The organism is Erythrobacter sp. (assembly GCF_024305245.1).
GTDB lineage: Bacteria > Pseudomonadota > Alphaproteobacteria > Sphingomonadales > Sphingomonadaceae > Erythrobacter.
Window position 1 is genome coordinate 43,670 of record NZ_JAMWYX010000008.1, and the last position, 23,107, is coordinate 66,776.

21 protein-coding genes are annotated in these 23,107 nt (G+C 64.2%); 1 reads left to right on the top strand and 20 read right to left on the bottom strand.

Annotated elements, in window-relative coordinates; genetic code table 11:
• Nucleotide 1 precedes the first annotated feature (1 nt).
• The 18 genes from Q0L48_RS11745 to pepN all read right to left on the bottom strand — a co-directional run bounded on the left by Q0L48_RS11745 (nucleotide 2) and on the right by pepN (nucleotide 20,271).
• Entirely contained in the window at nucleotides 2-169 is a 168-nt protein-coding gene (locus Q0L48_RS11745; protein ID WP_296721212.1) for a helix-turn-helix domain-containing protein, read from the bottom strand.
• Nucleotides 170-415: 246 nt separating this feature from the next.
• Nucleotides 416-757, bottom strand: coding sequence for a hypothetical protein (locus tag Q0L48_RS11750; protein ID WP_296721214.1), 342 nt, complete (start codon nucleotides 755-757; stop codon nucleotides 416-418).
• Between the two features lie 265 nt (nucleotides 758-1,022).
• The gene (locus Q0L48_RS11755) at nucleotides 1,023-1,598 is read right to left on the bottom strand and encodes a PEPxxWA-CTERM sorting domain-containing protein (protein WP_296721216.1); all 576 of its coding nucleotides are present in this window, start codon (nucleotides 1,596-1,598) and stop codon (nucleotides 1,023-1,025) included.
• Nucleotides 1,599-2,018: 420 nt separating this feature from the next.
• Complete coding sequence (locus Q0L48_RS11760; protein WP_296721218.1) at nucleotides 2,019-2,327, bottom strand: helix-turn-helix domain-containing protein; 309 nt, start codon at nucleotides 2,325-2,327, stop codon at nucleotides 2,019-2,021.
• 782 nt (nucleotides 2,328-3,109) lie between these two features.
• Nucleotides 3,110-4,663, bottom strand: a complete 1,554-nt coding sequence (locus Q0L48_RS11765) for an MFS transporter (protein WP_296721220.1) — start codon at nucleotides 4,661-4,663, stop codon at nucleotides 3,110-3,112.
• Nucleotides 4,664-4,780: 117 nt separating this feature from the next.
• Nucleotides 4,781-6,898 carry a S9 family peptidase gene (locus tag Q0L48_RS11770; RefSeq protein WP_296721221.1) on the bottom strand — a complete coding sequence of 706 codons (2,118 nt, stop codon included), beginning with the start codon at nucleotides 6,896-6,898 and terminating at the stop codon, nucleotides 4,781-4,783.
• 98 nt (nucleotides 6,899-6,996) lie between these two features.
• Complete coding sequence (locus Q0L48_RS11775) at nucleotides 6,997-7,410, bottom strand: Na+/H+ antiporter subunit G (protein ID WP_296721223.1); 414 nt, start codon at nucleotides 7,408-7,410, stop codon at nucleotides 6,997-6,999.
• A complete protein-coding gene (locus Q0L48_RS11780; RefSeq protein ID WP_296721225.1) occupies nucleotides 7,407-7,676 on the bottom strand; it encodes a K+/H+ antiporter subunit F in 270 nt (89 codons plus the stop codon). Before Q0L48_RS11780 ends, Q0L48_RS11775 begins: the two co-directional genes overlap by 4 nt.
• Entirely contained in the window at nucleotides 7,673-8,158 is a 486-nt protein-coding gene (locus Q0L48_RS11785; RefSeq protein WP_296721415.1) for a Na+/H+ antiporter subunit E, read from the bottom strand. Before Q0L48_RS11785 ends, Q0L48_RS11780 begins: the two co-directional genes overlap by 4 nt.
• On the bottom strand, nucleotides 8,158-9,681 hold the full coding sequence (locus tag Q0L48_RS11790) for a monovalent cation/H+ antiporter subunit D (RefSeq protein WP_296721227.1): 1,524 nt from the start codon (nucleotides 9,679-9,681) through the stop codon (nucleotides 8,158-8,160). Before Q0L48_RS11790 ends, Q0L48_RS11785 begins: the two co-directional genes overlap by 1 nt.
• Nucleotides 9,678-10,049, bottom strand: coding sequence for a Na+/H+ antiporter subunit C (locus Q0L48_RS11795; protein WP_296721228.1), 372 nt, complete (start codon nucleotides 10,047-10,049; stop codon nucleotides 9,678-9,680). Before Q0L48_RS11795 ends, Q0L48_RS11790 begins: the two co-directional genes overlap by 4 nt.
• Complete coding sequence (locus tag Q0L48_RS11800; protein WP_296721230.1) at nucleotides 10,046-12,898, bottom strand: monovalent cation/H+ antiporter subunit A; 2,853 nt, start codon at nucleotides 12,896-12,898, stop codon at nucleotides 10,046-10,048. The genes Q0L48_RS11795 and Q0L48_RS11800 overlap by 4 nt, the downstream gene beginning before the upstream one ends.
• Before the next feature lie 178 nt (nucleotides 12,899-13,076).
• A complete protein-coding gene (locus tag Q0L48_RS11805; protein ID WP_296721232.1) occupies nucleotides 13,077-13,628 on the bottom strand; it encodes an adenine phosphoribosyltransferase in 552 nt (183 codons plus the stop codon).
• A gap of 94 nt (nucleotides 13,629-13,722) precedes the next feature.
• Nucleotides 13,723-14,580, bottom strand: a complete 858-nt coding sequence (locus Q0L48_RS11810) for a cytochrome c1 (RefSeq protein WP_296721234.1) — start codon at nucleotides 14,578-14,580, stop codon at nucleotides 13,723-13,725.
• Nucleotides 14,581-14,634: 54 nt separating this feature from the next.
• Entirely contained in the window at nucleotides 14,635-16,005 is a 1,371-nt protein-coding gene (locus Q0L48_RS11815; RefSeq protein WP_296721236.1) for a cytochrome b/b6, read from the bottom strand.
• Between the two features lie 69 nt (nucleotides 16,006-16,074).
• Entirely contained in the window at nucleotides 16,075-16,638 is a 564-nt protein-coding gene (petA, locus tag Q0L48_RS11820; protein WP_296721239.1) for a ubiquinol-cytochrome c reductase iron-sulfur subunit, read from the bottom strand.
• A 227-nt stretch (nucleotides 16,639-16,865) separates the two neighbouring features.
• Complete coding sequence (gene pgeF, locus Q0L48_RS11825) at nucleotides 16,866-17,627, bottom strand: peptidoglycan editing factor PgeF (protein WP_296721241.1); 762 nt, start codon at nucleotides 17,625-17,627, stop codon at nucleotides 16,866-16,868.
• A complete protein-coding gene (gene pepN, locus Q0L48_RS11830) occupies nucleotides 17,620-20,271 on the bottom strand; it encodes an aminopeptidase N (protein WP_296721243.1) in 2,652 nt (883 codons plus the stop codon). The genes pgeF and pepN overlap by 8 nt, the downstream gene beginning before the upstream one ends.
• Before the next feature lie 52 nt (nucleotides 20,272-20,323).
• On the opposite strand from pepN, the gene Q0L48_RS11835 reads away from it, so the two are divergent.
• Entirely contained in the window at nucleotides 20,324-21,118 is a 795-nt protein-coding gene (locus Q0L48_RS11835) for an SDR family NAD(P)-dependent oxidoreductase (protein ID WP_296721245.1), read from the top strand.
• On the opposite strand, the gene Q0L48_RS11840 is transcribed toward Q0L48_RS11835, so the two are convergent.
• Together Q0L48_RS11840 and Q0L48_RS11845 are read right to left on the bottom strand one after the other, a co-directional pair.
• The gene (locus tag Q0L48_RS11840; protein WP_296721246.1) at nucleotides 21,119-22,066 is read right to left on the bottom strand and encodes a DMT family transporter; all 948 of its coding nucleotides are present in this window, start codon (nucleotides 22,064-22,066) and stop codon (nucleotides 21,119-21,121) included.
• The gene (locus tag Q0L48_RS11845; protein ID WP_296721248.1) at nucleotides 22,063-23,082 is read right to left on the bottom strand and encodes a low specificity L-threonine aldolase; all 1,020 of its coding nucleotides are present in this window, start codon (nucleotides 23,080-23,082) and stop codon (nucleotides 22,063-22,065) included. The genes Q0L48_RS11840 and Q0L48_RS11845 overlap by 4 nt, the downstream gene beginning before the upstream one ends.
• Nucleotides 23,083-23,107 lie beyond the last annotated feature (25 nt).

The following is a 23,107-nucleotide window of genomic DNA, read 5'->3' on the forward strand; positions in this document are numbered from 1 at the left end:
CTCAGTCCTGCTTATCGACCAGCCGACGGAGCGATTCCGCCGTTATTAAGCGCCGCCGCCCCATCTTGCGGGTGTCTAGCTGGCCGGAGCGCATCAATTCATAGACGGTAGTGCGCCCTACGCTCAGCGCCGTGGCCGCATCGGGGATCGAAACGAGCAGAATTTCCATTGTGGTGCTCCCTTGTGCACCGCCAGCGGGTGCCAGCGAATGCATGGAATCATCCACGGATTGGGGGTTCGGAGCGCGCGGAAAGGTTCGGAAAGGTTCGCTAACTGTCCGCGCCTTGGATCGCCTGCCAAAGCTGGCGGGCACGCTGCGTTAATGCCGTGTCGCCCGCATCGATTTCAGCCCCATTAAGTCTTCATGTGTTCGTAGAAGGCGAAGCGGTCCACGTCGCCAAGGTCGCGAGCTTCGCTAACCCGCAGTACGATGGAATTGACGAAAGCGTTGAACCGTCCTGACGCCTTGGGGCCAATTGCGCAGACCCTGCTTTTCCATTTCGCGGAGAGTTTTCTTGGTGACGCCGAGCAAGGCGGCGGCTTTGTCAAGGCGCAGCAGGGTATGTCCGGAAATCTGGTTCACCGCCTCGCGGGCGACCATCGCCTTAAACTGGAAGCGTTCTTTGAGGTCCAACCATTCGTCGTGTTGGGCACCCTCTCGGTATTTGCGTGCTGGCATTTTCATCATCCTTCTCAGGCCGAAGCCACAGAGATTTTGGTGATGGTGCGCCAGTTGTGGTGGGATGGTGCCCAGCATTGCATCGGTCGCCTTTAGGCGGCCGAACCGCCAAACGAAATCGTTATGCGCCAACCTACTCAAATTGCGAAATGGTTTTTACCGGCAGTTTGTGGTTGGTTGGGCTTAATGCCAATGGCGTAGCCTGATTACCTTGAAGTGTCCGCGTAAGGGAAAAGCAAACTCTGAGCTGAAGAGCCGAAGGTGGCTGGTTCGTTGACGTTCGGAACGGACAGCAAAACGCCGCCAGTGATACCAGCGGCGCTTAACTTACTTCGACCTACGGCTACGCGTAAGAGACATTCGCTTTCTGACGGCGCTTTGCTGAGCGCATCGCTCCGCCAACAAAACCGAAACCAAGTAGCATCAGACCCCAAGCGGCAGGCTCGGGTACGGCCCCAGCCTCTGACGGGAAACGCAATGACGCGGTGATGAAAGGATTGGCACTAAGACTAGAACTTACTCCGAATGCATAATTCACATTGAGATTTATTTGACCATCGTTAGCCAGCGCGGAGAGTTCCGCTAGTGTAAGTATAAATGAATGAGAAAATTCCTGGTCGTCACCGCTAAATCGTTGAACGAGCGTGCCAGTGTTTAACCCTAAATTGGTGCGAGAAAAAACACCTTCAAGGTCGATGTCGAAACTCTCGTTGCCAGGAAAATTCCCAGAGAAGTCACCTCTGATGAGGAGCGTCAAAAGACCGTCCCCTGTTGGCTGGGGAGAGGGAAAGCTAAAAACAAAGTCCTGGCCGTCAACGGTTTGAGATTGTGTTTCGACAAACTCAGCAGCGCTTGCCACACTCGGGACTGCGGCGGCTAAGGCCCCCACAACCGCATATTGGAAAATTGATGTCCGCATTTAACTTCCCCCATTCAGAGCAACGTAGGCAGTCCACATTGCTTAAAATAAATAATCCATAAAAATTAGCTAACGCATCAACTCCTGATGCACAAGCCACAAATCAGGGGGTCTGAGACGCTAAATTTTCATTTTCATCATTGGTCCGAACCGACAGCGTACAGATATTCTCGAATTGATGACGCCAGCCAAAACGACCACTTTCCTTATGGTTACAACGGTGACCTACGGGCCCTGAGCACCTACTCACCCGGGCGCCTTAGCCCCCAACGCACACACCAACCCGCATCGGCACAACATTGTCCTGCGGCTCCTTCTCGCCCACGATGACCGTGAGCTTCCGCGCCCACCAGTCCAGCAGTTCCCGCTTGCGCAGCCGATAGCGGCGCTGAAGGTCGCCATGGTGAAACGGCTTGCCCCTCAGTCCCGCTTCTCGACCAGCCGCCGGAGCGATTCCGCCGTTATTAAGCGCCGCCGCCCCATCTTGCGGGTGTCTAGCTGGCCGGAGCGCATCAATTCATAAACGGTGGTGCGCCCTACGCTCAGCCCAGTGCCTTCCTTGCTGAGACCCCCTGTCCAGAGCAAACAGCCGCTGGCTAGGTCGTACTCTGTCTTCTCGGTGAGATACTCGGCAAGCTCGGGGTGCTTCCCCAGTGGGAAGGCGTAGGGCTGCGCGTGGGGGTTGGCGATGGGATGACTCCTTGCAGGGACAGCCCCGCCATGGGGCATCCCTTGGGGGTGTCAGGTGATGATGGTGATGGGAGGGGAAGGACGGAGGCAGTACTGCTACTCAGTACTGCTATTCACCCTTCTACTCATCCCTACTATGTCAGTCCTAGGACAGTCCTAGGATAGTACTACTACCCCCCTTACCCCCCACACTGGGTGGTCGTCCCTGAGCGAAGCTCTTTGGTCGGTCGCGAGGGCTGCCCTTCGGGGCTGGGTCGGTTTCTTCTGCTTTAGGAGGACTTTGGTGATCCCCCCCCGAGGCAGCGCCGGTTTCCTGCATTAGGTGGTGGTTTAGGTCGCACTCTGCAGGGCCGGTTTTCCTGCATAAGGAAGTGGTTGGTGATGACCCGCTGAAATCATTGCATTTTCTCTGTCAGCTGGAAGGCTCTTAGCGTCCCGTTCTGGGGAAACCCTACCTGACCCCCCAGCTTGTCAAACACGGGACGCTAACGCATGCCCAAACCCGCAGAAATGCGTGGGTCAGGAATGCTGCTTTCGAAGACCTAGGGTCAAGCGGGGCGGCCATCGCGGTATCTGTGCAATAGGGCGTGGTTGGTGATCCCCTGCCCCAGCGGTTGGGTATCTGTTCAATAGGTCGCCCTTTGGGTCGCACGGCCTTGCCTGCGGTACAAAGTTCAGGTACAAAGCAGCCTTCAACACGTGGTCAAAAACCGCAGAAATCCGCCATTCTTGAGGCTGGCCTAGGGCTTTCAATCCTCCCCAGCAGCACCATTCCCGCCCGCAGGCGCGAATGGTTTACCGGTGTTTCGGCAAAACTTCGGTCATTTCGCCGGTGGCGCATTATGCGCGATCATGTCGGTGAGCAGCGTGCGTCCGGCCAGCAGGTAATGCAGCGCCGCCCAGCCATAACCGCAGGCGAAGATCACGATCGACCATTGCAGGCCGCGCGCCTCGGCACTGGCGCAGGCGGTGAGCCGTTGCAGTTCGGCCCCTGCCAGCATCGCCCGTGCATCGGGCGTCAACGCCAGCAACGGCTTGCACGCCTCCAGCGTCAGCGCTGCGTCCGCTCCGCCAAGGAACATCGACTTGAGCACGGTCGAGAGGATGCCGATCACCAGCGGGCCGAGCCCGTAACCCAGCAGATTGACCACGAACAGCGTGATCGCCACCGCGGTCGCGCGCATCCGGCTGTCGACCACGCCGCCCGATACCGCATACATCGGGCCGAGGTAGAAATAGTGGATCATCGCCGCGACCATCAGCGCGGGCATGGCGTACCACAGGCTGTCGGCAAGGAACCCGAAAACATACAGCGGCACGGATGCTCCCATGCCGATGGCGGGCAGCCATGACAGCGCCTTGGGATAGCGTACCGACATCCGGTCGGCCAGCCAGCCGGAAGCAAACACGCCGATCGCCGCCATCACGCCCAGAATGATCCCGAACAACAGCGAGGCATCGCCGATCGACAGTTTGTGAGTACGGATCAGAAACGATGTGGTGAACTGCCCGATCCCGTAGCCGACGAAGGATGCCACCGTCGCGCCCATCACCACCTGGCGATAGGCGGGCTTCTTCATCAGCACGCCCAGCGCCTCGCCGAAACTGGCGCGCGCCAGCCCCTGCAGCGCGGCGGGATCGGTATAGCCGCGCGGCGGTTCCTGGACGGTACGCCAGACCAGCAGCGACAGCAGCAACCCCGGCAGGCCGATCACAACGAAGGCGACGCGCCAGCCTTCGACCTGGGACCAGTCGAGGCTGCCGAACATCCAGCCCAGCCCCATCGAATTGACCCAGGCGCCGAATGCGGCGCCATCCAGCCCGGCCAGTTGCCCGCCGAAGATCGATGCCAGCATCCCGCCCAGCGGCACGCCGAGCGCGTAGATCGAAACGGCTGTCGCCCGCTTCGAAGGTTTGAAATAATCCGCGATCAGCGATTGGGCGGGCGGAGTGCAGCCCGCCTCGCCGATGCTGACGCCGATGCGGAACAGGAACAATGTCAGGAACGACACTGCGAACCCGCACAATGCCGTGAACAGGCTCCAGACGGCGACGGCAGACGCGATGATGATGACACGGTTGTGCCGCTCCGCCAGCCGCGCGATCGGGATGCCGAGGAAGGTGTAGAGCACCGCGAAGGCAGGACCGCCGAGCAGACCCATCTGCCAGTCCTCCAGCCCGAAGCTCCGCTTGATCGGCTCGGTCAGGATGTTGACGATGGTGCGGTCGATGAAATTGAAGATGTAGACGACCAGCAGGGTGCCGAGCACATACCCCCGGTAACCTGCGGAGCCGAAGCCGTCAGCCGCCGTGCCCGTGCCCGTGCCAGAGCCGGTGCCTGTACCCGTCGCCGGTGCCACGCTCGAATGCGCCATGTCGATCCCTTCCCGAAGCCCGCATCGTTTCGTGCGGGTCTTTTGTGCAGCTGTCATCTTCGGGGCATCGGCGGCGGAGGTAAAGCCCCCGGCCGCCGCACCCCTGATCCCGCGGGCCTATTCCGGCCGCGTCCAGCCGTCCTTGTATTTCTCGAACCAGGCGAGAATCGCCGCCGCCTTGGCCGCGCTTTGCGAAGGGCGGGCGGCGATGCTGCCGTGGCTTGCGCCGGGCACCTTGACCAGAGCGGTCGGCACGCCGCGCAGGCGCAGCGCGGTGTAATACTGCTCGGATTCGCTCACCGGGGTGCGATAATCCTCAGCGCCGACCACCACCAGTGTCGGGGTTTCGACATTGCCCACCAGCGAAAGCGGCGATTGCTGCCAGTAGAATTCGGGGTTCTCCCACGGCTGCATGCCGAGCCAGTAGCGCCCGAAGAACGCCGCGTTGTCGGCGGTCAGCACCTGCGTCGTCCAGTTGATGACCGGCTTCTGCGTCACCGCGGCCTTGAAGCGATTGGTCTTGCCGACGATCCAGCTGGTCAGCACCCCGCCGCCCGATCCGCCGGTGACGAACAGGGCATCGGGGTCAGCCACGCCTTGCGCGATCGCTGCGTCGACGATGCTGATGAGGTCGTCGTAATCATTGCCGGGATAGGCCTTGTCGATCCGGTTGGCGAAATCCTCGCCATAGCTGGTCGATCCGCGCGGATTGGCGGACAGCACGGCATAGCCCGCAGCGGCGTAAAGCTGGTTGTCGGTGGCGAAGTGCGGCCCGTAGGCGGCGAATGGTCCGCCGTGGATTTCCAGGATCAGCGGCACCCGCGTGCCTTCGACATAGCCGGGCGGCAAGGTCAGCCAGCCTTCGATTTCCAGCCCGTCGTGGCTCGATTGCGCAGTGATCTTGCGCACTGCGCCCATCGTCTTGACGCTGCGGAGCGAGGCGTTGAGACTGGTCAGCGTGCGCGCCTTCCCCGCATCTTTCAGGCGTACTTCGGCGGGGAAGGTCGGCTCGCCGCCGGTAAAGGCAATCGCATCATTGGCCGCGACCGAGAAACTGCCGCCGGTATAGGGCCGGTCAAGCCCGCCGCCGGTGACGCCGTCCACCACATCGCGGATCGACCCGTCGAGACTGATGCGCGCCACGCGCACCTCGCCGCTGACGTCGTATTGTGCGTAAATCGCCTTGCCATCGGCATCCCAGGTGATCCCGGTAGGGCTGAAACCCCAGCTTTCGGTGAGATTGCGGCGACCGGTGCCATCGGGAGCCATCACGTAGAGATCGTCATCCTCATACGCGCGGCCCGCATCGTCGAAGCCCAAAAAGGCGATCAGCCTGCCATCGGGCGAGACCTGCGGGCTGTGATCCGGTCCGTCGCGGCTGGTCAGCGCGGTGATGTTCCCGCTGGCGATATCGAGCGCGTGGACTTCGCTTTCGACCGGATCGGTCTGCCAGTCGGGCTGGCGGTTGGCGCTGAAATACAGCCGGCTTGCGTCCCGCGAAAAGGCGAGCGGCCCGCCGTCATGATAATCGCCGAAGGTCAGTTGACGCGGTGCGCCGCCGGTGGCCGGGATCGTGAAGATCTTCTCGAACCCCGGCTTCAGGTATCCGGCCCCGTCGGCGCGGTAGGTAATGAGGTCGTAAACCTCCAGCGGTTCTGCCCATTCGGCGCCTTCGGGCTTGCCGGATGGTGGGGAGCCGAGCTTCAGCCCCTCGTTCGCCACCAGCATGGTGTAGGCGATCATGTTGCCATCGGGCGACCAGGTGATGTTGGACGGGCTTTGCGGCAGCCCTGTCAGGCGCACGGCCTCGCCGCCTTTCAGCCATTTGACCCACAATTGCGCTCCGCCGCTGCGGGTGGAGACATAGGCCAGCCGGGTGCCATCGGGCGACCAGCGCGGGGCGAAGGCATCGCCATCCGCGCCGCCCGCCAGCGGCATTTCCTCGCCGGTGCTGGTGTCGATCAACCAGATCGAAGAGCGCGCACGGTCCGCCATGATGTCATGGCTGCGCCGGACATAGGCGATCCGGCTGCCATCCGGGCTGATCTGCGGATCGGCGGCGGCGGAAAGGTGGAACAGATCCTGCGCGGTAAAGCGCCGCTCCGGCCCGGCGGGCACGCTGGCACTGGTGGCGGCGCCCTGTGACTGGGCGGACGCGGATACGGGCGCGAGCGCGAAAGCGAACACTGGGGCGAATACAGGGGCGAGTGCAATTGCAACCCACGGCTGGGGCATGGATCCGTCTCCTCGGCAGATTATGGTTCGGCAAGCCTTGTGGGGCGGCGATGGCGGAGGGTCAATCGCTCACCGTCCGGCACGGCGGCGCAGACCACCTAGTCCTCGGCGAAGCAGCCGGGCGTGCCCTTGTGCGGGGCTTCGTAGGTCGCCCACAGACTGTCCGGCCCCGGTTCCGCCGGCGGGCCTGCCGGGCCTGGCGTCTTGCCCAGCTTGAGCTGATGCAGATGCACCTTGGCGATCATGTTGGCAGCAATCGGGGCCGTGACGAACAGAAACACCGACACCAGCAATTCGTGCGTCGTCCACGTGCCCTCGACCAGCTGGAAAAACACCACCGATCCCAGCAGCATTCCGCCAAGCCCCAGCGTGCTGGCCTTGGTCGGTCCGTGCAGCCGCTCCATCAGCGATGGCAGGCGCACCAGACCCCAGCTGCCGATCAGCGCAAAGGCACCCCCCAGCACGATCAGCGCGCTGGCGAGCAGTTCGGCAAAGGCGAAATCCCCGGTCATTCGATGATGTCTCCGCGCAACAGGAACTTGCAATAGGCGACCGTGCCGACGAAGCCGACCATCGCCAGCAACATCGCCGCTTCGAAACTGGTGCCATCGCCATCGGCGATCCCGGCCAGCACGATCATCCCGATCGCGTTGATCACCATCGTATCGAGCGCCAGGATGCGGTCGCCCACGCCCGGCCCGCGCAGCAGCCGCCACAGGTTCATCGCCAGAGCGGCGGCCAGTGCCACGAAGGCGAAAGCGAGAGCATATCCGATCATGCGAAGACCCTCTTCAACCGGGCTTCATAGCGCTGCTTGACCCGCGCCACTTCTGCGGCGGGATCGGGCGCATGAAGCGCATGCACCAGCAGCCAGGTGCCGCAGGCCGAGACATCGGCGGACACCGTGCCGGGGGTGAGGCTGATGGTGCCGGCGAACACCGTGATCGCCTCGGGCGTGTCGAGATCGAGCGGGATCGACAGCCATGCTGGCTGCAGCTTGTGATTGGGCTTGAACAGGATGATCGCCGCGACTTCGAAATTGGCCACGATGATGTCCCACAGCACAAGGGCGATATAGGCAAAGCCGACCGCGAAATTCACCTTCGGTCGTCCCGGCCAATAGGCGGCGGTGAACAGCGGCAGGAAAATGCCGACGATCAGCCCCAGGAACAGCGTGCCGAAGGTGAGATCGTTGACCATCACCATCCACATGATCACCAGCATCACCGACAGGCCGGGGTGGGGGATGAAGCGATTCATCACTGGCCGTTCTCCCCCAGCACTGCGCGCGCGGCAATCGCGGGATCGAGCACCTGCGCGGCGGCAGCCTCGGCATAGGCGGTCGCCCAGCCTGCGCCTGCGGACAGCGCCGCCAGCAGCGCCAGCGCGATGATGACGGGGGCCATATCGGTGCGGGCGAAGGTTGCGGTCGCGGTCTTGCTTTCGGTTTCGGCGGCCTTCCAGAAGATCGCACTGCCCGCGCGGGCAAAGCCGATCACCCCGATCAGCGTGGTGACAAGGATCACGCCCCACGACCAGCCCCAGTTCGCGATTTCCGTCACTGACGTCAGGATCAGCAGCTTGCCGATGAAGCCCGACAGCGGCGGCAGGCCGGTCACCGCGATGGCGGCGGCCATGAAGATCAGTCCCAGGCCCTGCCGGTCGGCGAAATCGGGGCCGGGGCTGCAATTATCGGTAAAGCCCGCCCGCCGCCGCGCCACGATGTCGCTGACAAGGAACAGCGCCGCCCCGGCAATGGTCGAATGCACAAGGTAATACAGCGCCGCACTCAGCGTCGCCTCCTGCCAGCCTGCCACAGCGATCAGTAGCGTGCCGGTCGACCCGATGATGGCATAGGCCGCCTGTTCGGACAGCGTACGGGCGACGAACACGCCGGCAAAACCGACCGCCGCCGTTACCAGCGCCGCCGGGAGCAGGTATGGCGCGGGCGCCCAGGCGGCCGCCCCGGCACCCTCGCCGAACACCTGCGGCACCACCCGGATCAGCGAATAGACACCGACCTTGGTCATGATCGCAAACAGCGCCGCCACTGCCGGGGTCGCCACATCATAGGTGCGCGGCAACCACAGGTGCAGCGGCACGACCGCGGCCTTGATCGCGAACACCGACGCCAGCAGCAGCGCGGCAATCCGGACCAGCCCCTGATCCTCGGCCGCGAGCGCTGCGACGCGCAGCCCCATATCGGCCATGTTGAGCGTGCCGGTCAGCGCATACAGCAGCCCCAGCGCGATCAGGAACAGCGACGAGCCGACCAGATTGACCACCACATATTGCACCCCCGCCTTCAGCCGCGCCGGACCTTGCCCGTGGAGCAGCAGGCCATAGGAGGCGATCAGCAGCACTTCGAAGAACACGAACAGGTTGAACAGGTCGCCCGTCAAAAACGCGCCGTTCAATCCCATCAGCTGGAACTGGAACAACGGATGGAAATGCCAGCCCTTGCGGTCTGCCCCGGTGACGACCGCGTGCAGCAGCGCGATCAGCGCCAGCGTGGCGGCCAGCGTCAGCATGATCGCCGAAAGCCGGTCAGCCACCAGCACGATGCCGAACGGCGCGGGCCATCCTCCCAGTGCGTAGACCTGGATGATGCCGTCACCTGCCTGCGCAAGCATCGCCAGCGCGCAACCCAGCATCGCCGCGCATGAAACGAAGGCAATCCCGATCGCCCAGCCGGGATGGCGGCGCATCAACAGCAGAGTGAACGGCGCCGCCACCGCCGGGATCGCAATCGACAGGAGAGGGAGATGATCGGCCAGCGTCATTCGCCTCTCCCCGCTTCGCCGTCATCCCCGTCGCACGGCACATTGTCCCCATCGACGTGGTCGCTGCCGGTTTCGAGGAAGCTGCGCAGCGCCAGGATCACCACGAACGCGGTCATGCCGAAGGTGATGACGATCGCGGTCAGCACCAGCGCCTGTGGCAGCGGATCGGTATATTCGGTTACCGCCTTGTCCCAGATCGGCGGGCGGTTCAGCACCAGCCGCCCCGAAGCGAACAGGAACAGGTTCACCGCATAGGAAAACAGCGTGAGGCCCAGCACCACCTGAAAGGTGCGCGCGCGCAGCGCGAGATAGATACCGCCCGCCACTAGGACGCCGATCGCGCTGGCCACCAGGAATTCGTAGGTCATGGCGCGTCCCCCTGCGCCGTTTCGTCCGCTTCGGCATCCTGCTTTTCGGCATAGGCGCGGGCAGCGCGCTGGGAAATGTGGCTGAGCTGCGCCAGCGCCAGCAACACCGCGCCGAGCACGGTCAGGAACACCCCTGTATCGAACAGCATCGCGCTTGCCAGTTCGAACTCGCCGATCAGCGGCAGGGTGAAATAGTCGAAGGTGGAGGTGAGGAACGGTGCGCCGAATGCCATCGAACCCAGCCCGGTCGCCATCGCCACCAGCACTCCCCACGCGATCATCCGATGTTCGCTGAACCGTCGCCGACGGTCGGTCCAGTCATAGCCCGCCGCGAGATATTGCAACAGGAACGCGATCGCCACCACCAGCGCGGCAATGAACCCGCCGCCCGGCTGGTTGTGTCCGCGCAGGAACAGGTAGATGCCCACGGTCAGCGTCAGCGGCAGGGCTATGCGGCTGGCCATGACGAACATCATCGGATGGCTTTCCGGCGAATGCGGCATGTCTTCCTGCCAGCGCGCGAGCCGCGCCCCTGCGCTGCCGCGTGCGGCGCTGTCGAGCAGAGCGAAAATGGCGAGGCCGGCAATCCCCAGCACGATGATCTCGCCCAGCGTATCGAAGGCGCGGAAATCGACGAGGATCACGTTGACGACATTGGTGCCGCCGCCGCCGAGTTTGGAATTGGCGAGGTGGAAGGCGGAAATCGTCTCTCCCGCGCCGCGCGTGAGCATCGCCCAGGCCAGCCCGCCGATCAACACGCCCCCGGCTGTCGCCAGCGCGCCATCGCGCCACTTGCGCGGGGAGGAGGAGATCAGCGGCGGTGCCTTGGGCAGCAGGTTGAGCGCCAGCAGCAGCAACAGGATCGTCACCACCTCGACCGAAATCTGGGTCAGCGCGAGATCGGGCGCCGAGAACCGCACGAAGGCGAGGCTGACCACAAGCCCGATCACGCTGATATAGACCAGCACCCGGAACCGTTGGCGCGAATCGTTCACCACCGCCGCCGTCGCCGCAATCATCAGCGCCCAGGCGACAATCGCCGGTGCCGAAGCGGGTATACCCGGCTGCAGGCCTGTGATTGCCCCGCCACCTTCCAGTGCGCCATCGATGATAAAGGCCACCACCACCCCGAAGGTCATCAGCAGCATCCGCTGGAGCGAGGGCGTGTGGACGGCGACGATCGCCTTGCGCACCCAGGTGTCGGCAAAACCCAGCGTGGTTTCGAACATGCGCTTGGCATCGCTGTGTGCAATGCTGTCCCACGCCCTGAGCAAGCCTGCGTGCCGCCACAGCAGCAAAACCCCGCCCGCGACCGCGATCATGCTGAGGATCAGCGCCAGATTGACCCCGTGCCACAGCGCCAGATCGAATTCGGGCGCTGCGCCGCCGATCACCGCGCCCGTCACCGCGCCCACCAGCGGCCCGGCCAGCAGCATCGGCACGAGGCCCAGCAGCACAGCCAGCGCTGTCAGCAGCGCGGAAGGCGCCCACATGCCGACGCCCGGATCATGCGCGCGTTCGTGCGGCTCCGCCTCGCGCGGCTGGCCGAAGAACAGGTGCCATGCGAGCCTTAGCGAATAGCCGACTGAGAAGGTCGCGCCCAAAGTCGCCAGCACCGGCACCAGCCATGGCAGGCCGAACAACGCGATATTGGGGGTTTGGTAAAGCATCAGCTCCTTGGAAATGAACCCGCCCAGCGGCGGCAGCCCCGCCATCGAGGCCGCCGCGAGCGTTGCGATCAGCGCCGTCACCGGCATCGTCTTGGCCAGCCCGCCCAGCCGCCGGATATCGCGCGTGCCGGTTTCGTGGTCGACAATGCCTGCGACCATGAACAGCGCCGCCTTGAACGCAGCATGGTTGAGGATGTGCAGCACCGCCGCCAGCGCCGCCATCTCCAGCGAAAAGCCGAGCAGCATCACCAGCAGGCCCAGTTGGCTGATGGTGGAATAGGCGAGGATGCTTTTCAGATCGTGCCGGAACAGCGCCACGGTGGCGGCGAACACCATCGTCACCAGTCCGACGCTGCTGACGATCACGGTGTAGGCTTCCGTCCCCGCCAGCACCGGCCACAGCCGCGCGAGCAGGAACACGCCTGCCTTCACCATCGTCGCCGAATGCAGATAGGCGCTCACCGGCGTGGGGGCAGCCATCGCGTGCGGCAGCCAGAAATGGAACGGGAACTGCGCCGACTTGGTGAAACAGCCGATCAGGATCAGACCCAGCAGCACCGGATAGAGCGGCGAGGCCTGCACCTGCGCGCCGCGTTCGAGGATTGTGGCGAGGTCGAACGATCCTGCCGCCAGCCCTAGCAGCACCATCCCCCCGATCAGCGCCAGCCCGCCGCCGCCCGTCACCGCCAGCGCCATACGCGCGCCCTGCCGCCCTTCGGCCTTGTGCTGCCAGAACCCGATCAGCAGGAACGATGAAAGGCTGGTCAGTTCCCAGAACACCAGCAGCAACAGCACATTGCCCGCCAGCACGATGCCCAGCATCGCACCCTGAAACAGCATCAGGCTGGCGAAAAACCGCCCGGTTGCCTCGCCCTTGTAGAGGTAGAAGTGGGCGAAGATCACCACCAGCAGCCCGATGCCCAGGATCAGACCTGCAAACATCAATCCGAGCGGATCGACCATCAGCGTGAAATCGAGGCCCAGCGCTGGCACCCAGCTGATGCTCGCCGAAGGCACCTCGCCGCCGATCACCGGTCCTGTCAGCCCCGCCAATAGCAGCAGGCCCGCGCCGCTCGCTGCCCCGGCAACGCCCGAATGCACCGCGCGCGACCCGGCGTGGAGCAGCGCGATCACCAGCGCGGCAATGAATGGCAGTGCCACGAGTATATATAGCGTCAAGGCGTAAGCCATTGGCGGTTCCGGTGGCCCTTTATGCCAGAAGCGACGTTGCGAGTGCGCCCGCGGGGCGCTTGCCAGCCATAGACGAGGCTTTCGTCACAGGACAAGCACTTGCACCAAACGCGCCGGTCGCCTTCGGTGTTCCCGGTGCAAGCTGTCGCCCCGGCGGCGTGGGCCGTCAGTCGCCTTCGAATTCCATCAGCGTGCGCACTTCGATCCCCGCCTCGCGCAAGCGAGCAGCGCCGCCGAGATCGGGCAGGTCGATCACGAACAGCGCGTGTTCGATTACGGCTCCGGCGCGGCGCAGCAATTCGGCCGAGGCAAGCGCGGTGCCTCCGGTGGCGATCAGATCGTCGACCATGACCACCTTCTGGCCCGGTTCGATCGCGCCGGGATCCATCTCCAGCCGATCGCTGCCGTATTCGAGCGCATAGTCGATGCCGATCGTTTCCATCGGCAGCTTGCCGGGCTTGCGCACCGGAACAAAGCCGATGCCGAGCTGCACCGCCACCGCTGCGCCGAAGATGAAGCCGCGCGCTTCCATCCCGGCGATCTTGTGCGCCCCTGCCGCGTCCGCCAGCCCGGCAAGGTGATGCACGCTTGCCGCCATGCCTTGATGGTGGCCGATCAGGGTGGTGATGTCGCGGAACTGGATGCCGGGGTGGGGGAAGTCCGGGATGGTCCGCACCAGTGCCTTGAGCTCTGCGCGGGAGAGATGCGGTGCGGTCATAGCGTTAGGCCCCTTCGCCTCTGTAAAAGCAGAGCGCCCCGCCATCCGCAAGGGATGACGGGGCGCCCGTATCGAAGATGCATGCGAGGGAAGCTTACTTCTTTTTCGGCTTCATGCCCGCCCAGATCTGCTTGTATGACAGGAAGGCCAGCGCCGTCGCGAAGATCAGGAAGCCGATCACGAACCAGCCGGTCTGCTTGCGCTGCACCAGCGAAGGTTCGGCGGTCCAGGTCAGGAACGCGGCGACATCCTTGGACATCTGCGGGATGGTCGCTTCGGTGCCGTCGGCGTAGGATACCTGCCCGTCGATCACCAGCGGCGGTGCCATGGCGATGTTCACGTTGGGGAAGTGCTTGTTGAAATACAGGCCCGGAGGGGTTTCGAAGCCCACCTTCGCTGCCAGCTCAGGGTCAGCTTCGCCGTATCCGGTCAGCAGGTCATAGACGTAGTTCGACCCATCGCCCCGCGCCTTCGTCATCAGCGACAGATCGGGCGGAATCGCGTTGTTGTTGGCTGCCGCGGCCGCGATGTTGTTGGCGAACGGCATGGGGAAGTAATCGGTCGGTTCGCCCGGACGAGTGGTCGTTTCACCGGTATTCGGGTCGATCCCCGGTACAGTCCAGCTGGCCGCCTCGGCATCAACTTCGGCTTCGGTGTAGCCGAGTTGCTGGAGGTTGCGGAACGCCACGAACTTCAGGCTGTGGCAGGCCGAGCAGACTTCCTTGTAAACCTGATAGCCGCGCTGCAACTGGGCCACGTCCCACGTGCCGAGCGCGCCGTCGAATGTGAAGCCGCCTTCCGGCCCGTCGCCGTGCTCGTAGAAGGCATAGGATGCCTGCTTTTCCGCCGGTGGGCCGAAGGCGAAATTGATGAAGCCGGGAACCAGCGACCACAGCACCAGAATTGCGGTAATGGCGAGGCCGACGATGATGCCTCCGAGGCGAATAGTCATGACCGAACTCTTTCTCGTTATCGGGTCAAATTGCTTGGGGCTGAAGCCGGCCGATTACTCGGCCGGTTGCAGCGAACCATCGGGCGAGGAGCCGGGAAGGTCCTGAACCACACCCTCCGGATCGACCTTGCCGCCACCCGACGTGGTGCCGGGCTTGTCCGACCCGATCACCGCTTCGGTGATCGAGAACGGCAGGGGCTTGGGCACTTCGATCTGGCTGATGATCGGCAGGATCACCAGGAAGTGCATGAAGTAGTATGCCGTCGCGACCTGGCTGAGGATCACGTAAGGTTCTTCTGCCGGGGCACCGCCGCAGATGGTCAGAACGATCATCGTCGGGATCAGGCCGAACCAGAAGAACTTGCGGAACAGCGGACGGTAATGGCCCGAGCGCACCGGACTCTTGTCCAGCCACGGCAGGATGAACCACACCAGGATCGAGGCGAACATCGCAATCACACCCAGCAGCTTCGCCGGAACGAAGGTGATGCCGAACAGCGCAAGGTCACCGGTGAAAGCGCGCAGGATCGCGTAGAATGGCAGGAAGTACCATTCCGGGACGATGTGCGCCGGGGTCGAGAGCGGGTTCGCTTCGATGTAGTTGTCCGGATGGCCAAGAACGTTCGGCAGGAAGAACACGATGGTCGTGAACAGGATGAGGACGACCCCAAGCCCGAAGCCGTCCTTCGAAGTGTAATAGGGGTGGAACGGAACCGTATCGCTTTCCTGCTTCACTTCAACACCGGTCGGGTTGGACGAGCCGGGGATGTGCAGCGCCCAGATGTGCAGGATCACGACGCCCGCGATCACGAAGGGCAGCAGGAAGTGGAGCGAGAAGAAGCGGTTCAATGCGGCGTTGTCGGGCGCGAAGCCGCCCAGCAGCCACACCTGCAGCGGTTCGCCGATCAGTGGGAGCGCGCTGAACAGCCCGGTAATCACCTGCGCGCCCCAGAAGCTCATCTGGCCCCAAGGCAGCACGTAACCCATGAAGGCGGTCGCCATCATCAGCAGGAAAATCACCACGCCCAGCAGCCAGATCATCTCGCGCGGGGCCTTGTAGGACGAATAGAACAGCCCGCGGAAGATGTGCAGGTAGATCACGATGAAGAAGAAGCTCGCCCCGTTGGCGTGGGCGTAACGCAGCATCCAGCCGTAATTGACGTTGCGCATGATGTGTTCGACCGTGCCGAACGCCACCTGCGCATTGGCCGCATAGTGCATCGCCAGGACAACGCCGGTGACGATCTGCACCACCAGGAAGAACCCGGCGAGCACGCCGAAATTCCACATGTAGTTCAGGTTGCGCGGCACCGGATAACCGGCCCCGACCGCGTTGTAGACGAGCCGCGGAAGCGGCAATTTCTCGTCGATCCACTTTGTAAAAGCGGTTTGCGGTTCATACTGCTTGGCCCAGGCAAAACTCATGGCGTTCTCTCGGGTTTGATCGAAATGGTCAGATCGGGACGATTATCGTTGTCGTTCAGCTACGAAAGCTCATCCGACACGGATGACGGCGTCGGAGGTGAACTCGTATTCCGGCACCAGCAGATTGAGCGGTGCCGGGCCTTTGCGGATGCGCCCCGCGACATCGTAGTGCGAACCATGGCAGGGGCAGAAATAGCCGCCGAACTCGCCCTTGTTCTCGCCTTCGGCCGCGCCCAGCGGCACGCAGCCGAGGTGGGTGCAAACGCCCATTGTGACCAGAATGTCTTCGTGGCCTTCCTTGGTACGTTCGGCGAGGGTCTGGGGATCGCGCATGTCGGCCGCGTCTTCGGCCGTTGCCGCCGCGATTTCCTCGGGCGTGAGGCGCTTCACGAACAGCGGCTGTTTGCGGAACACTGCCTTGATCCCCTGTCCGGGCTGGATCGCGCTGACATCCACTTCGGTGGTGCTGGCTGCGAGCACATCTGCCGAAGGGGCCATCTGGGTGATCAGCGGGATCAGCACCGATGCGGCGCCCACGCCGGCCGTGCTGAGTGCGGCAATGTGAATCCAGTCGCGGCGGCGGACGCCGTCTTCGGTGCCAGTGTCGCTGATAGCGGCCGTGTCAGAAGCCATTGTGTCTTACCCTGCTCGTCTTGCCGCGCCGGAGAAACGCTCTGCGCGGCGTGCTGTTTCAGTGGCGGAGCTGATGCCCCATAAGAGTCCGTCGATTGATTCCTGCCGAGATGCGGGGTGCTGTTCTGTGTGCACCTCGCCCGCAGCGTGGGGGGCAATTAACGGCAATCCAGCGAAAAACCAACCGTGTTTTAAGCAAGGCCTGTTTGCCTTCGCGCAAGGCGGGGTCAATCAAGCGCGATCATACTGATCTGCCTGCCATAATCCGCCTCGCGCGCCTGCTTGGCCCTGCGATGCGAATGGTAACGCATGACATGAGAGAAAGTATCCCGGCCAGGATCAGCAATTTTGATGATGCCTGCCTGCGCCAGCCGCGCGGTGATGTAACCGGGAAGATCGAAGTGCCAGCGGCGCGCCCCGTCACGCAGATCTGCGTCGACGAAAAAGCGTTCATCTTCAGACGCAAAGCGTGCCAGGAACGGCGCATCGACCTCGTAACTCGGTTGCGCGATCGTCGGCCCGAGTGCGGCCGCGATATGGCCGCGTCGTGCGCCGAGGCTCTCCATCGCAGCGACCGTATTCTCGATCACCCCGTCCACCGCACCGCGCCAGCCGGCATGGGCTGCGCCCACCACGCCCGCCTCGGTGTCGGCAAAAAGCACCGGGCCACAATCCGCGGTGACGATCCCCAGCACGATGCCCGGGGTCGCGGTGACCACCGCATCGGCGACGGGGCGACCTTCGGCGGCGTCATCCCAAGCGGTTTCGACCACCACGACATCGGGCGAATGCACCTGATGCGGCGCGGCGAGTCGGCCGCCGGGCCGAATCGCTTCCGCTGCCGCTGCGCGCAGGGCCCGCACCGCCTGCGGATCACCCGGCCCGCCGAATCCGAATTGGTGCGCGCCGCCCGCACTGCCGAAAAAGCCGTGGCGCACGCCTTCCAGAACCGCGCTGCGCTCGATCGCGAAGGCGGTATCCCTATCCATCGAGACTGCGGCTGACCTGTTCGAAGGTGTCGCGCGACAGGTTGCCTGCCGCCGCGATGCGTTCCAGCTCCGCCTTCATCAGCGCCGCCCGGCCCGGCTCGATCCGCCGCCAACGCCCCAGCGAGGGCACGAATCGCGCCGCGGTCTGCGGATTGATCGGATCGAGGGCGAGGATCACGTCGGCCACCATCCGGTATCCTTCGCCGCTCGCATCATGGAAGCCCTGCGGATTGCCCGCAAACGCCATGTGGAGCGAGCGCACGCGGTTGGGGTTCTTCATGGTGAAGTCGGGATGCTGCGCCAGTTCGCGCACCTGCGCGATCACATCGGGGTGCAGCGACAAGGCCTGCAATGTGAACCACTTGTCCACCACCAGCGCATTATCGCGGTAGCGATCATGGAACGCGGTGAGCCGCTCCGCGCGTTCCGGACACTCGAGCCCGCACAGCACCATCAGCGCGCCCTGCCGGTCGGTCATGTTGTCGGCGGCGTCATATTGCTGCGCGGCCAGTTTGGCGGCGCGGGCGGGATCGGCGGCGGCGATCAGCGCCAGCGCCTGTGTCTTGACCTTGCGCGCCCCGCGCCCCTCGGGATCGTCCAGCGCAACCGCACTGGTTCGCCCATGAAGCGCGCCGAGCTCTTCGGACAGCGCGGTGCCGATGGCGGCTTTCAGTCCTTCGCGCGCGGTGTGGATCGCGCCGGGATCGGCTTTGCGGTCGCCGGTCGCCAATACCTCGAACAGATAGGTTTCCGACGGCAGGACCATCAATTCGCCGCGCATCGAATCGTCGAGTGCGGCGTCCGTCAGGATCGCGCGGAACGCCCCGATGACCGCGTTTTCGCCATCGCCGGGCGCTTCCCCGCGTGCCTGTGCAACGAGGTGACCGACGGCAAGCTCCTGCAACGCTTCGTAGCGGGCGAAGGGATCGTCGTCGTGGGCGGCGAGGAACACGAGGTCTTCGCGCGCCAGCGTGCGGTCGATCACCACCGGTGCGGTAAAGCCGCGGTTGATCGAGACGACCGCATCGGGACCGGCGAGGGGGAGAGTGAAGCTCTGCTCCTCGTCCGTCAGCACGATCAGTTGCTCTGCGCCGAGCGCGCCGCTGCTGCGCGAATGCACCGCGACCCGCAGCGGGATCGGCATCGGCAGCTTGTCGGTCTGGCCGGGGGTGGGCAGCACAGTCTGTTTGAGGGTGAGCGTGAGTGCATCCCCCGCAACCGCTTGGCGCACGGTTATGCGCGGGGTGCCTGCCTGCGAATACCACCGGCGGAACTGACCAAGATCGATCCCAGCTCCGTCCTCGATCGCCTTGACAAAATCCTCGCAGGTCGCCGCCTCGCCATCGTGACGGTCGAAATAGAGGTCGGTCCCAGCGCGGAAGCGTTCGACGCCCACCATGCTGCGCATCATGCGGATCACCTCGGCGCCCTTGTTATAGACGGTCGCGGTGTAGAAATTGCTGATCTCGCGGTAGCTGTCGGGCCGGATCGGGTGCGCGAGCGGCCCGGCATCTTCGGGGAACTGCGCCGCGCGCAAGATCCGCACATCCTCGATCCGCTTGACCGCATGCCCACGCATATCCTGCGAAAACAGCTGGTCGCGCAACACGGTGAAGCCTTCTTTCAGGCTCAGCTGGAACCAGTCGCGGCAGGTAATGCGGTTGCCCGACCAGTTGTGGAAGTACTCGTGCGCGATCACGCCTTCGACCGCGTCGAAATCGCCATCGGTGGCGGTGTCCGGGTCGGCCAGCACGTATTTGGTGTTGAAGACGTTGAGCCCCTTGTTCTCCATCGCCCCCATGTTGAAGTCGCTGACCGCGACGATGTTGTAGAGATCGAGGTCATATTCGCGCCCGAAGGTCTCCTCGTCCCATGCCATCGAGCGATGAAGCGATTCGAGTGCGTGATCGGTCCGCGAAAGGTCTTCGGCGCGGACCCAGATGTTGCATTCGACTTCGCGGCCCGAGGCAGTGGTAAACGGCTTCGAATTCGCCACCAGATCGCCCGCCACCAGCGCGAACAGATAGGACGGCTTGGGCCAGGGATCGTGCCATTCGGCCCAATGGGTGCCATCGCCGCCTTCGCCCTCGGCGGTGCGGTTGCCGTTACACAGCAGAATCGGGAACGCGGTTTTCTCGCCGCTCATGCGCACGGTGTAGACCGACAGCACATCGGGCCGGTCAGGGAAGAAGGTAATGCGGCGGAAGCCTTCGGCCTCGCACTGGGTGCACAGCATTCCGCCCGAGGCATAAAGGCCCATCAGCTGTGTGTTCGCGGTGGGATCGATTTCGGTTTCGATCACGATCAGGTGGCTGTCTTCGCGCAGCGGCACGATCAGGTCGGCCCCGTCCATGCGCCAGTCTGCAGGTGCGCCATCGACCGTGACCGCCAGCGGCGTAAGGCTGTCGCCGTTGAGACGGATGGTATCGGCATGATCGGCCCGCGCATTGCGCTGCACGGTCAGTTCGGCCCGCACACGGGTAGCCTTGATGCCGAGCGCGAAATCGAGCTTCACCTCGGGCACCAGCCAGCCGAACGGACGGTAATCTTCGCGCATGATGACCGGCGGCTGATGCGGAGCCGGCGCGGCGTCCGCGAGTTCGGGGTTGCCTTCGGGGTTCGTCGGGGTGGTTGCGATGTCCATGGCAGCCGATTTAGGTTGATTCGGGCGCGGGTCCAATGGTTAGGTTGGTCTGATGGGGCATTTGCTGATTTTCGGGCTGGGATACACGGCCGGGCGCATAGCCGCGGCGATGAAGGCGCGCGGATGGCAGGTCAGCGCCACTGGCAGCGCGGGCGATATCGCCTTTTCCGATCGCGATGGCGTTAAGGCGGCGCTGGGGCAGGCCACCCACATCCTCTCCTCCGTCCCGCCCGACCGGGTCAGCGGCGTCGATCCGGTGCTGGATACCTACGCCGACGCGCTCGCAGGCAAACCGCTGTTCTACCTCTCTTCCACCGGTGTCTACGGCGACAAGCAGGGCGCATGGGTGGACGAATCGACCCCGACCATCGCGCAATCGGGAGAAGGCCGCCGCAACACCCGCGCCGAGGCTGACCTTGTCTGGCTGAACATGGGCGCAAGGGCGTTCCGCCTGCCGGGCATCTACGGCCCCGGTCGCAGCGCAGTGGACCGCGTGCGGGAAGGCAAGGCGCGGCGGATCGACTTGCCCGATCAGGTATTCAGCCGAGTACATGTCAATGATATCCTGAGCGGGGTGGTCGCTGCGCTGACGCAGGACGCGCCGCCGGGTGCCTACAACCTCGGCGATGATCTGCCGGCCAGCGGCAATGCGGTGACCGAACACGCCTGCCGTCTGCTCGGCATGGAACCGCCGCCGCTCGAGACTTTTGAGGAGGCCAACCTCTCCGACATGGCGCGCGGGTTCTATATGGAGAACCGCCGCGTCGCCAATGGCAAGGCCAAGCGGGTGCTCGGCTGGCAGCCGCGCTATCCGACCTATGTGGAGGGACTCGCCGCGCTGGTGTGATCAGTGCCGCATGGCCCCCGATTGCTGCACCTGCACCGCCTTCACCCGCCGCGCTCTCAGCGCCAGTGCCATGCCGAGCAGCGCCAGTGCGGCCCCGCTCGCAGTGAGCGGCGTCCAGCGATAGCCTTCGAAGACGGTCGACAGAAGCATCGCCACGCACACCGTCACGATCCCGTTATAGGCGGTGCGCCCCGCGCCGATTTCGCGCACCAGATTGTAGTGCAGCGGGAAGGTCACCACCGAACCGATCAGCGCGAGATAGGCGGTACCCGCCCAGAACTGCCACTTTTCCGGCAGCGGCGGCGGGCCTGCGGTCAGCAGCGCAAATCCGAGATCGAAGATCGTGCCGTACAGCATCGCCCAGGCGAGCAGGCTCACCATCGGAACCCCGCGCCCGGTGGGGTTGGCCTGCACGACATTGGCGATCGAGGCGGCGAGCATCCCGCCGATGGCCAGCACGATGCCAAGGCCGACGTTCCCGTCGAGCGGCGCGGCGCGCCATTCGTGCACCAGCAGCAGCGCCACCCCGGCAATCGCCACCATGCTGCCGCCGATGAAGCCGGGCTGCACCCGCTCGCCGATGAACGCGCGTGCGAACAGCGCATTGGGCACCATCAGCAGCGCGAACATCACCGCGACAATGCCCGAGGTGATGTGCAGTTCGGCATGATAGACGAACAGGAAATTGCCGCTGAACTGCGCGATGCCAACCCCGACAGCGAGCAATTGCTCGGGCCGCGTCAGGCGGAGCCTCCGGCCCATCAGCAACGCCACCACGAAGAGCGCGGGAGTCGCCAGCGCAAAACGGTAGAACACGCTCCACGCCGCCGGCACCCCGTCGATCTGCCCGGTGATGACGAACCAGGTTGACCCCCAGATCGTGCCGGTCAGCATGAAGGGGATCAGCACGCGGGGGCTGAGCATCGACGGCGCGGCCAGCGTTGTCATAGCGCGGCGATAGCCTTGCCGAGCGCCTGCGCGTCCTCTGCCTTGGTGTTCCACGCGGTCACGAATCGGGCCGCATCGCTGCCCCAGTCGTAGAAAGCGAAGTCCTGCGTGCGCAGCGCAGCGCGTTCGACCGCGGTCAGGCGCACGAACAGCTCGTTTGCCTCGACCGGGTGCATCAGCCGGCCGCCGCAGCCCGCCGCGACTTCTTGCGCCGCGGCATTGGCGCTGGCCGCGTTGCCCAGCCACAGGTCGCCCTCCAGCATCGCGAGGATTTGCGCGGCGAGATAGCGGCCCTTGCATTGCAGGTGTCCGGCGCGCTTGCGGCGATAGCGCACTTGGCTGGCGGCCTCGGGGTCGAACAGCACCACGGCTTCTGCGCCCATGCCGCCGTTCTTGATGAACCCGAAGGCGAGGCTGTCGACCGGGCCGCTGGCGCTGCGTGCTGCATCTTCCGCGCTGCCGCCCAGAAATGCCGCCGCATTGGCGAACCGCGCCCCGTCCATGTGCAGGCCGAGCTTGCGCTGCCTGGCAAAATTGCCGAGCGCCGCGAGTTCTTCGGGACGATAGCTGCGCCCGTATTCCGATGCCTGCGTAATGGCGATGGCATGCGGCTGCACCTGATGCACATCGTTGCGGATCGGATCGATCAGCGCGGCAAGATCGGCAGGCGTCAGTTTCGCGCCTTCGCCGTCCGCCAACATCAACTTGGCACCGTGCAGGTAGAAACCCGGCGCGCCGCCTTCATCGACCTCGATATGCGCCTCGGTATGGCACACCACCCCGCCGTGCGGCTGGCACATGGTGCCGAGCGCGAGGCAGTTCGCCGCCGTCCCCGTCGCCACCCATAGCGCGGCGCATTCGCGACCGAACAGCGCGGTGAATTGCGCATCGAGCGCCTGCGACAGAGTGTCCCCGTCGTAAGGATTGTCCGGTTGGTCGGCGCTGCGCATCGCTTCCCAGACCTTGGGGTGGACGGCGGCGGCATTGTCGGACAGGAACGGTTTTGCGAGTGTCATGGTGGAAACGCCTCTAGAGCGCCAC

What these genes read in the sequence shown, in the direction of transcription:
- Q0L48_RS11745 (WP_296721212.1), bottom strand. Translation starts at nt 169, where the DNA reads ATGGAAATTCTGCTCGTTTCGATCCCCGATGCGGCCACGGCGCTGAGC.
- Q0L48_RS11750 (WP_296721214.1), bottom strand. Translation starts at nt 757, where the DNA reads ATGCTGGGCACCATCCCACCACAACTGGCGCACCATCACCAAAATCTC.
- Q0L48_RS11755 (WP_296721216.1), bottom strand. Translation starts at nt 1,598, where the DNA reads ATGCGGACATCAATTTTCCAATATGCGGTTGTGGGGGCCTTAGCCGCC.
- Q0L48_RS11760 (WP_296721218.1), bottom strand. Translation starts at nt 2,327, where the DNA reads ATGCCCCATGGCGGGGCTGTCCCTGCAAGGAGTCATCCCATCGCCAAC.
- Q0L48_RS11765 (WP_296721220.1), bottom strand. Translation starts at nt 4,663, where the DNA reads ATGGCGCATTCGAGCGTGGCACCGGCGACGGGTACAGGCACCGGCTCT.
- Q0L48_RS11770 (WP_296721221.1), bottom strand. Translation starts at nt 6,898, where the DNA reads ATGCCCCAGCCGTGGGTTGCAATTGCACTCGCCCCTGTATTCGCCCCA.
- Q0L48_RS11775 (WP_296721223.1), bottom strand. Translation starts at nt 7,410, where the DNA reads ATGACCGGGGATTTCGCCTTTGCCGAACTGCTCGCCAGCGCGCTGATC.
- Q0L48_RS11780 (WP_296721225.1), bottom strand. Translation starts at nt 7,676, where the DNA reads ATGATCGGATATGCTCTCGCTTTCGCCTTCGTGGCACTGGCCGCCGCT.
- Q0L48_RS11785 (WP_296721415.1), bottom strand. Translation starts at nt 8,158, where the DNA reads ATGAATCGCTTCATCCCCCACCCCGGCCTGTCGGTGATGCTGGTGATC.
- Q0L48_RS11790 (WP_296721227.1), bottom strand. Translation starts at nt 9,681, where the DNA reads ATGACGCTGGCCGATCATCTCCCTCTCCTGTCGATTGCGATCCCGGCG.
- Q0L48_RS11795 (WP_296721228.1), bottom strand. Translation starts at nt 10,049, where the DNA reads ATGACCTACGAATTCCTGGTGGCCAGCGCGATCGGCGTCCTAGTGGCG.
- Q0L48_RS11805 (WP_296721232.1), bottom strand. Translation starts at nt 13,628, where the DNA reads ATGACCGCACCGCATCTCTCCCGCGCAGAGCTCAAGGCACTGGTGCGG.
- Q0L48_RS11810 (WP_296721234.1), bottom strand. Translation starts at nt 14,580, where the DNA reads ATGACTATTCGCCTCGGAGGCATCATCGTCGGCCTCGCCATTACCGCA.
- Q0L48_RS11815 (WP_296721236.1), bottom strand. Translation starts at nt 16,005, where the DNA reads ATGAGTTTTGCCTGGGCCAAGCAGTATGAACCGCAAACCGCTTTTACA.
- petA (WP_296721239.1), bottom strand. Translation starts at nt 16,638, where the DNA reads ATGGCTTCTGACACGGCCGCTATCAGCGACACTGGCACCGAAGACGGC.
- pgeF (WP_296721241.1), bottom strand. Translation starts at nt 17,627, where the DNA reads ATGGATAGGGATACCGCCTTCGCGATCGAGCGCAGCGCGGTTCTGGAA.
- pepN (WP_296721243.1), bottom strand. Translation starts at nt 20,271, where the DNA reads ATGGACATCGCAACCACCCCGACGAACCCCGAAGGCAACCCCGAACTC.
- Q0L48_RS11835 (WP_296721245.1), top strand. Translation starts at nt 20,324, where the DNA reads ATGGGGCATTTGCTGATTTTCGGGCTGGGATACACGGCCGGGCGCATA.
- Q0L48_RS11840 (WP_296721246.1), bottom strand. Translation starts at nt 22,066, where the DNA reads ATGACAACGCTGGCCGCGCCGTCGATGCTCAGCCCCCGCGTGCTGATC.
- Q0L48_RS11845 (WP_296721248.1), bottom strand. Translation starts at nt 23,082, where the DNA reads ATGACACTCGCAAAACCGTTCCTGTCCGACAATGCCGCCGCCGTCCAC.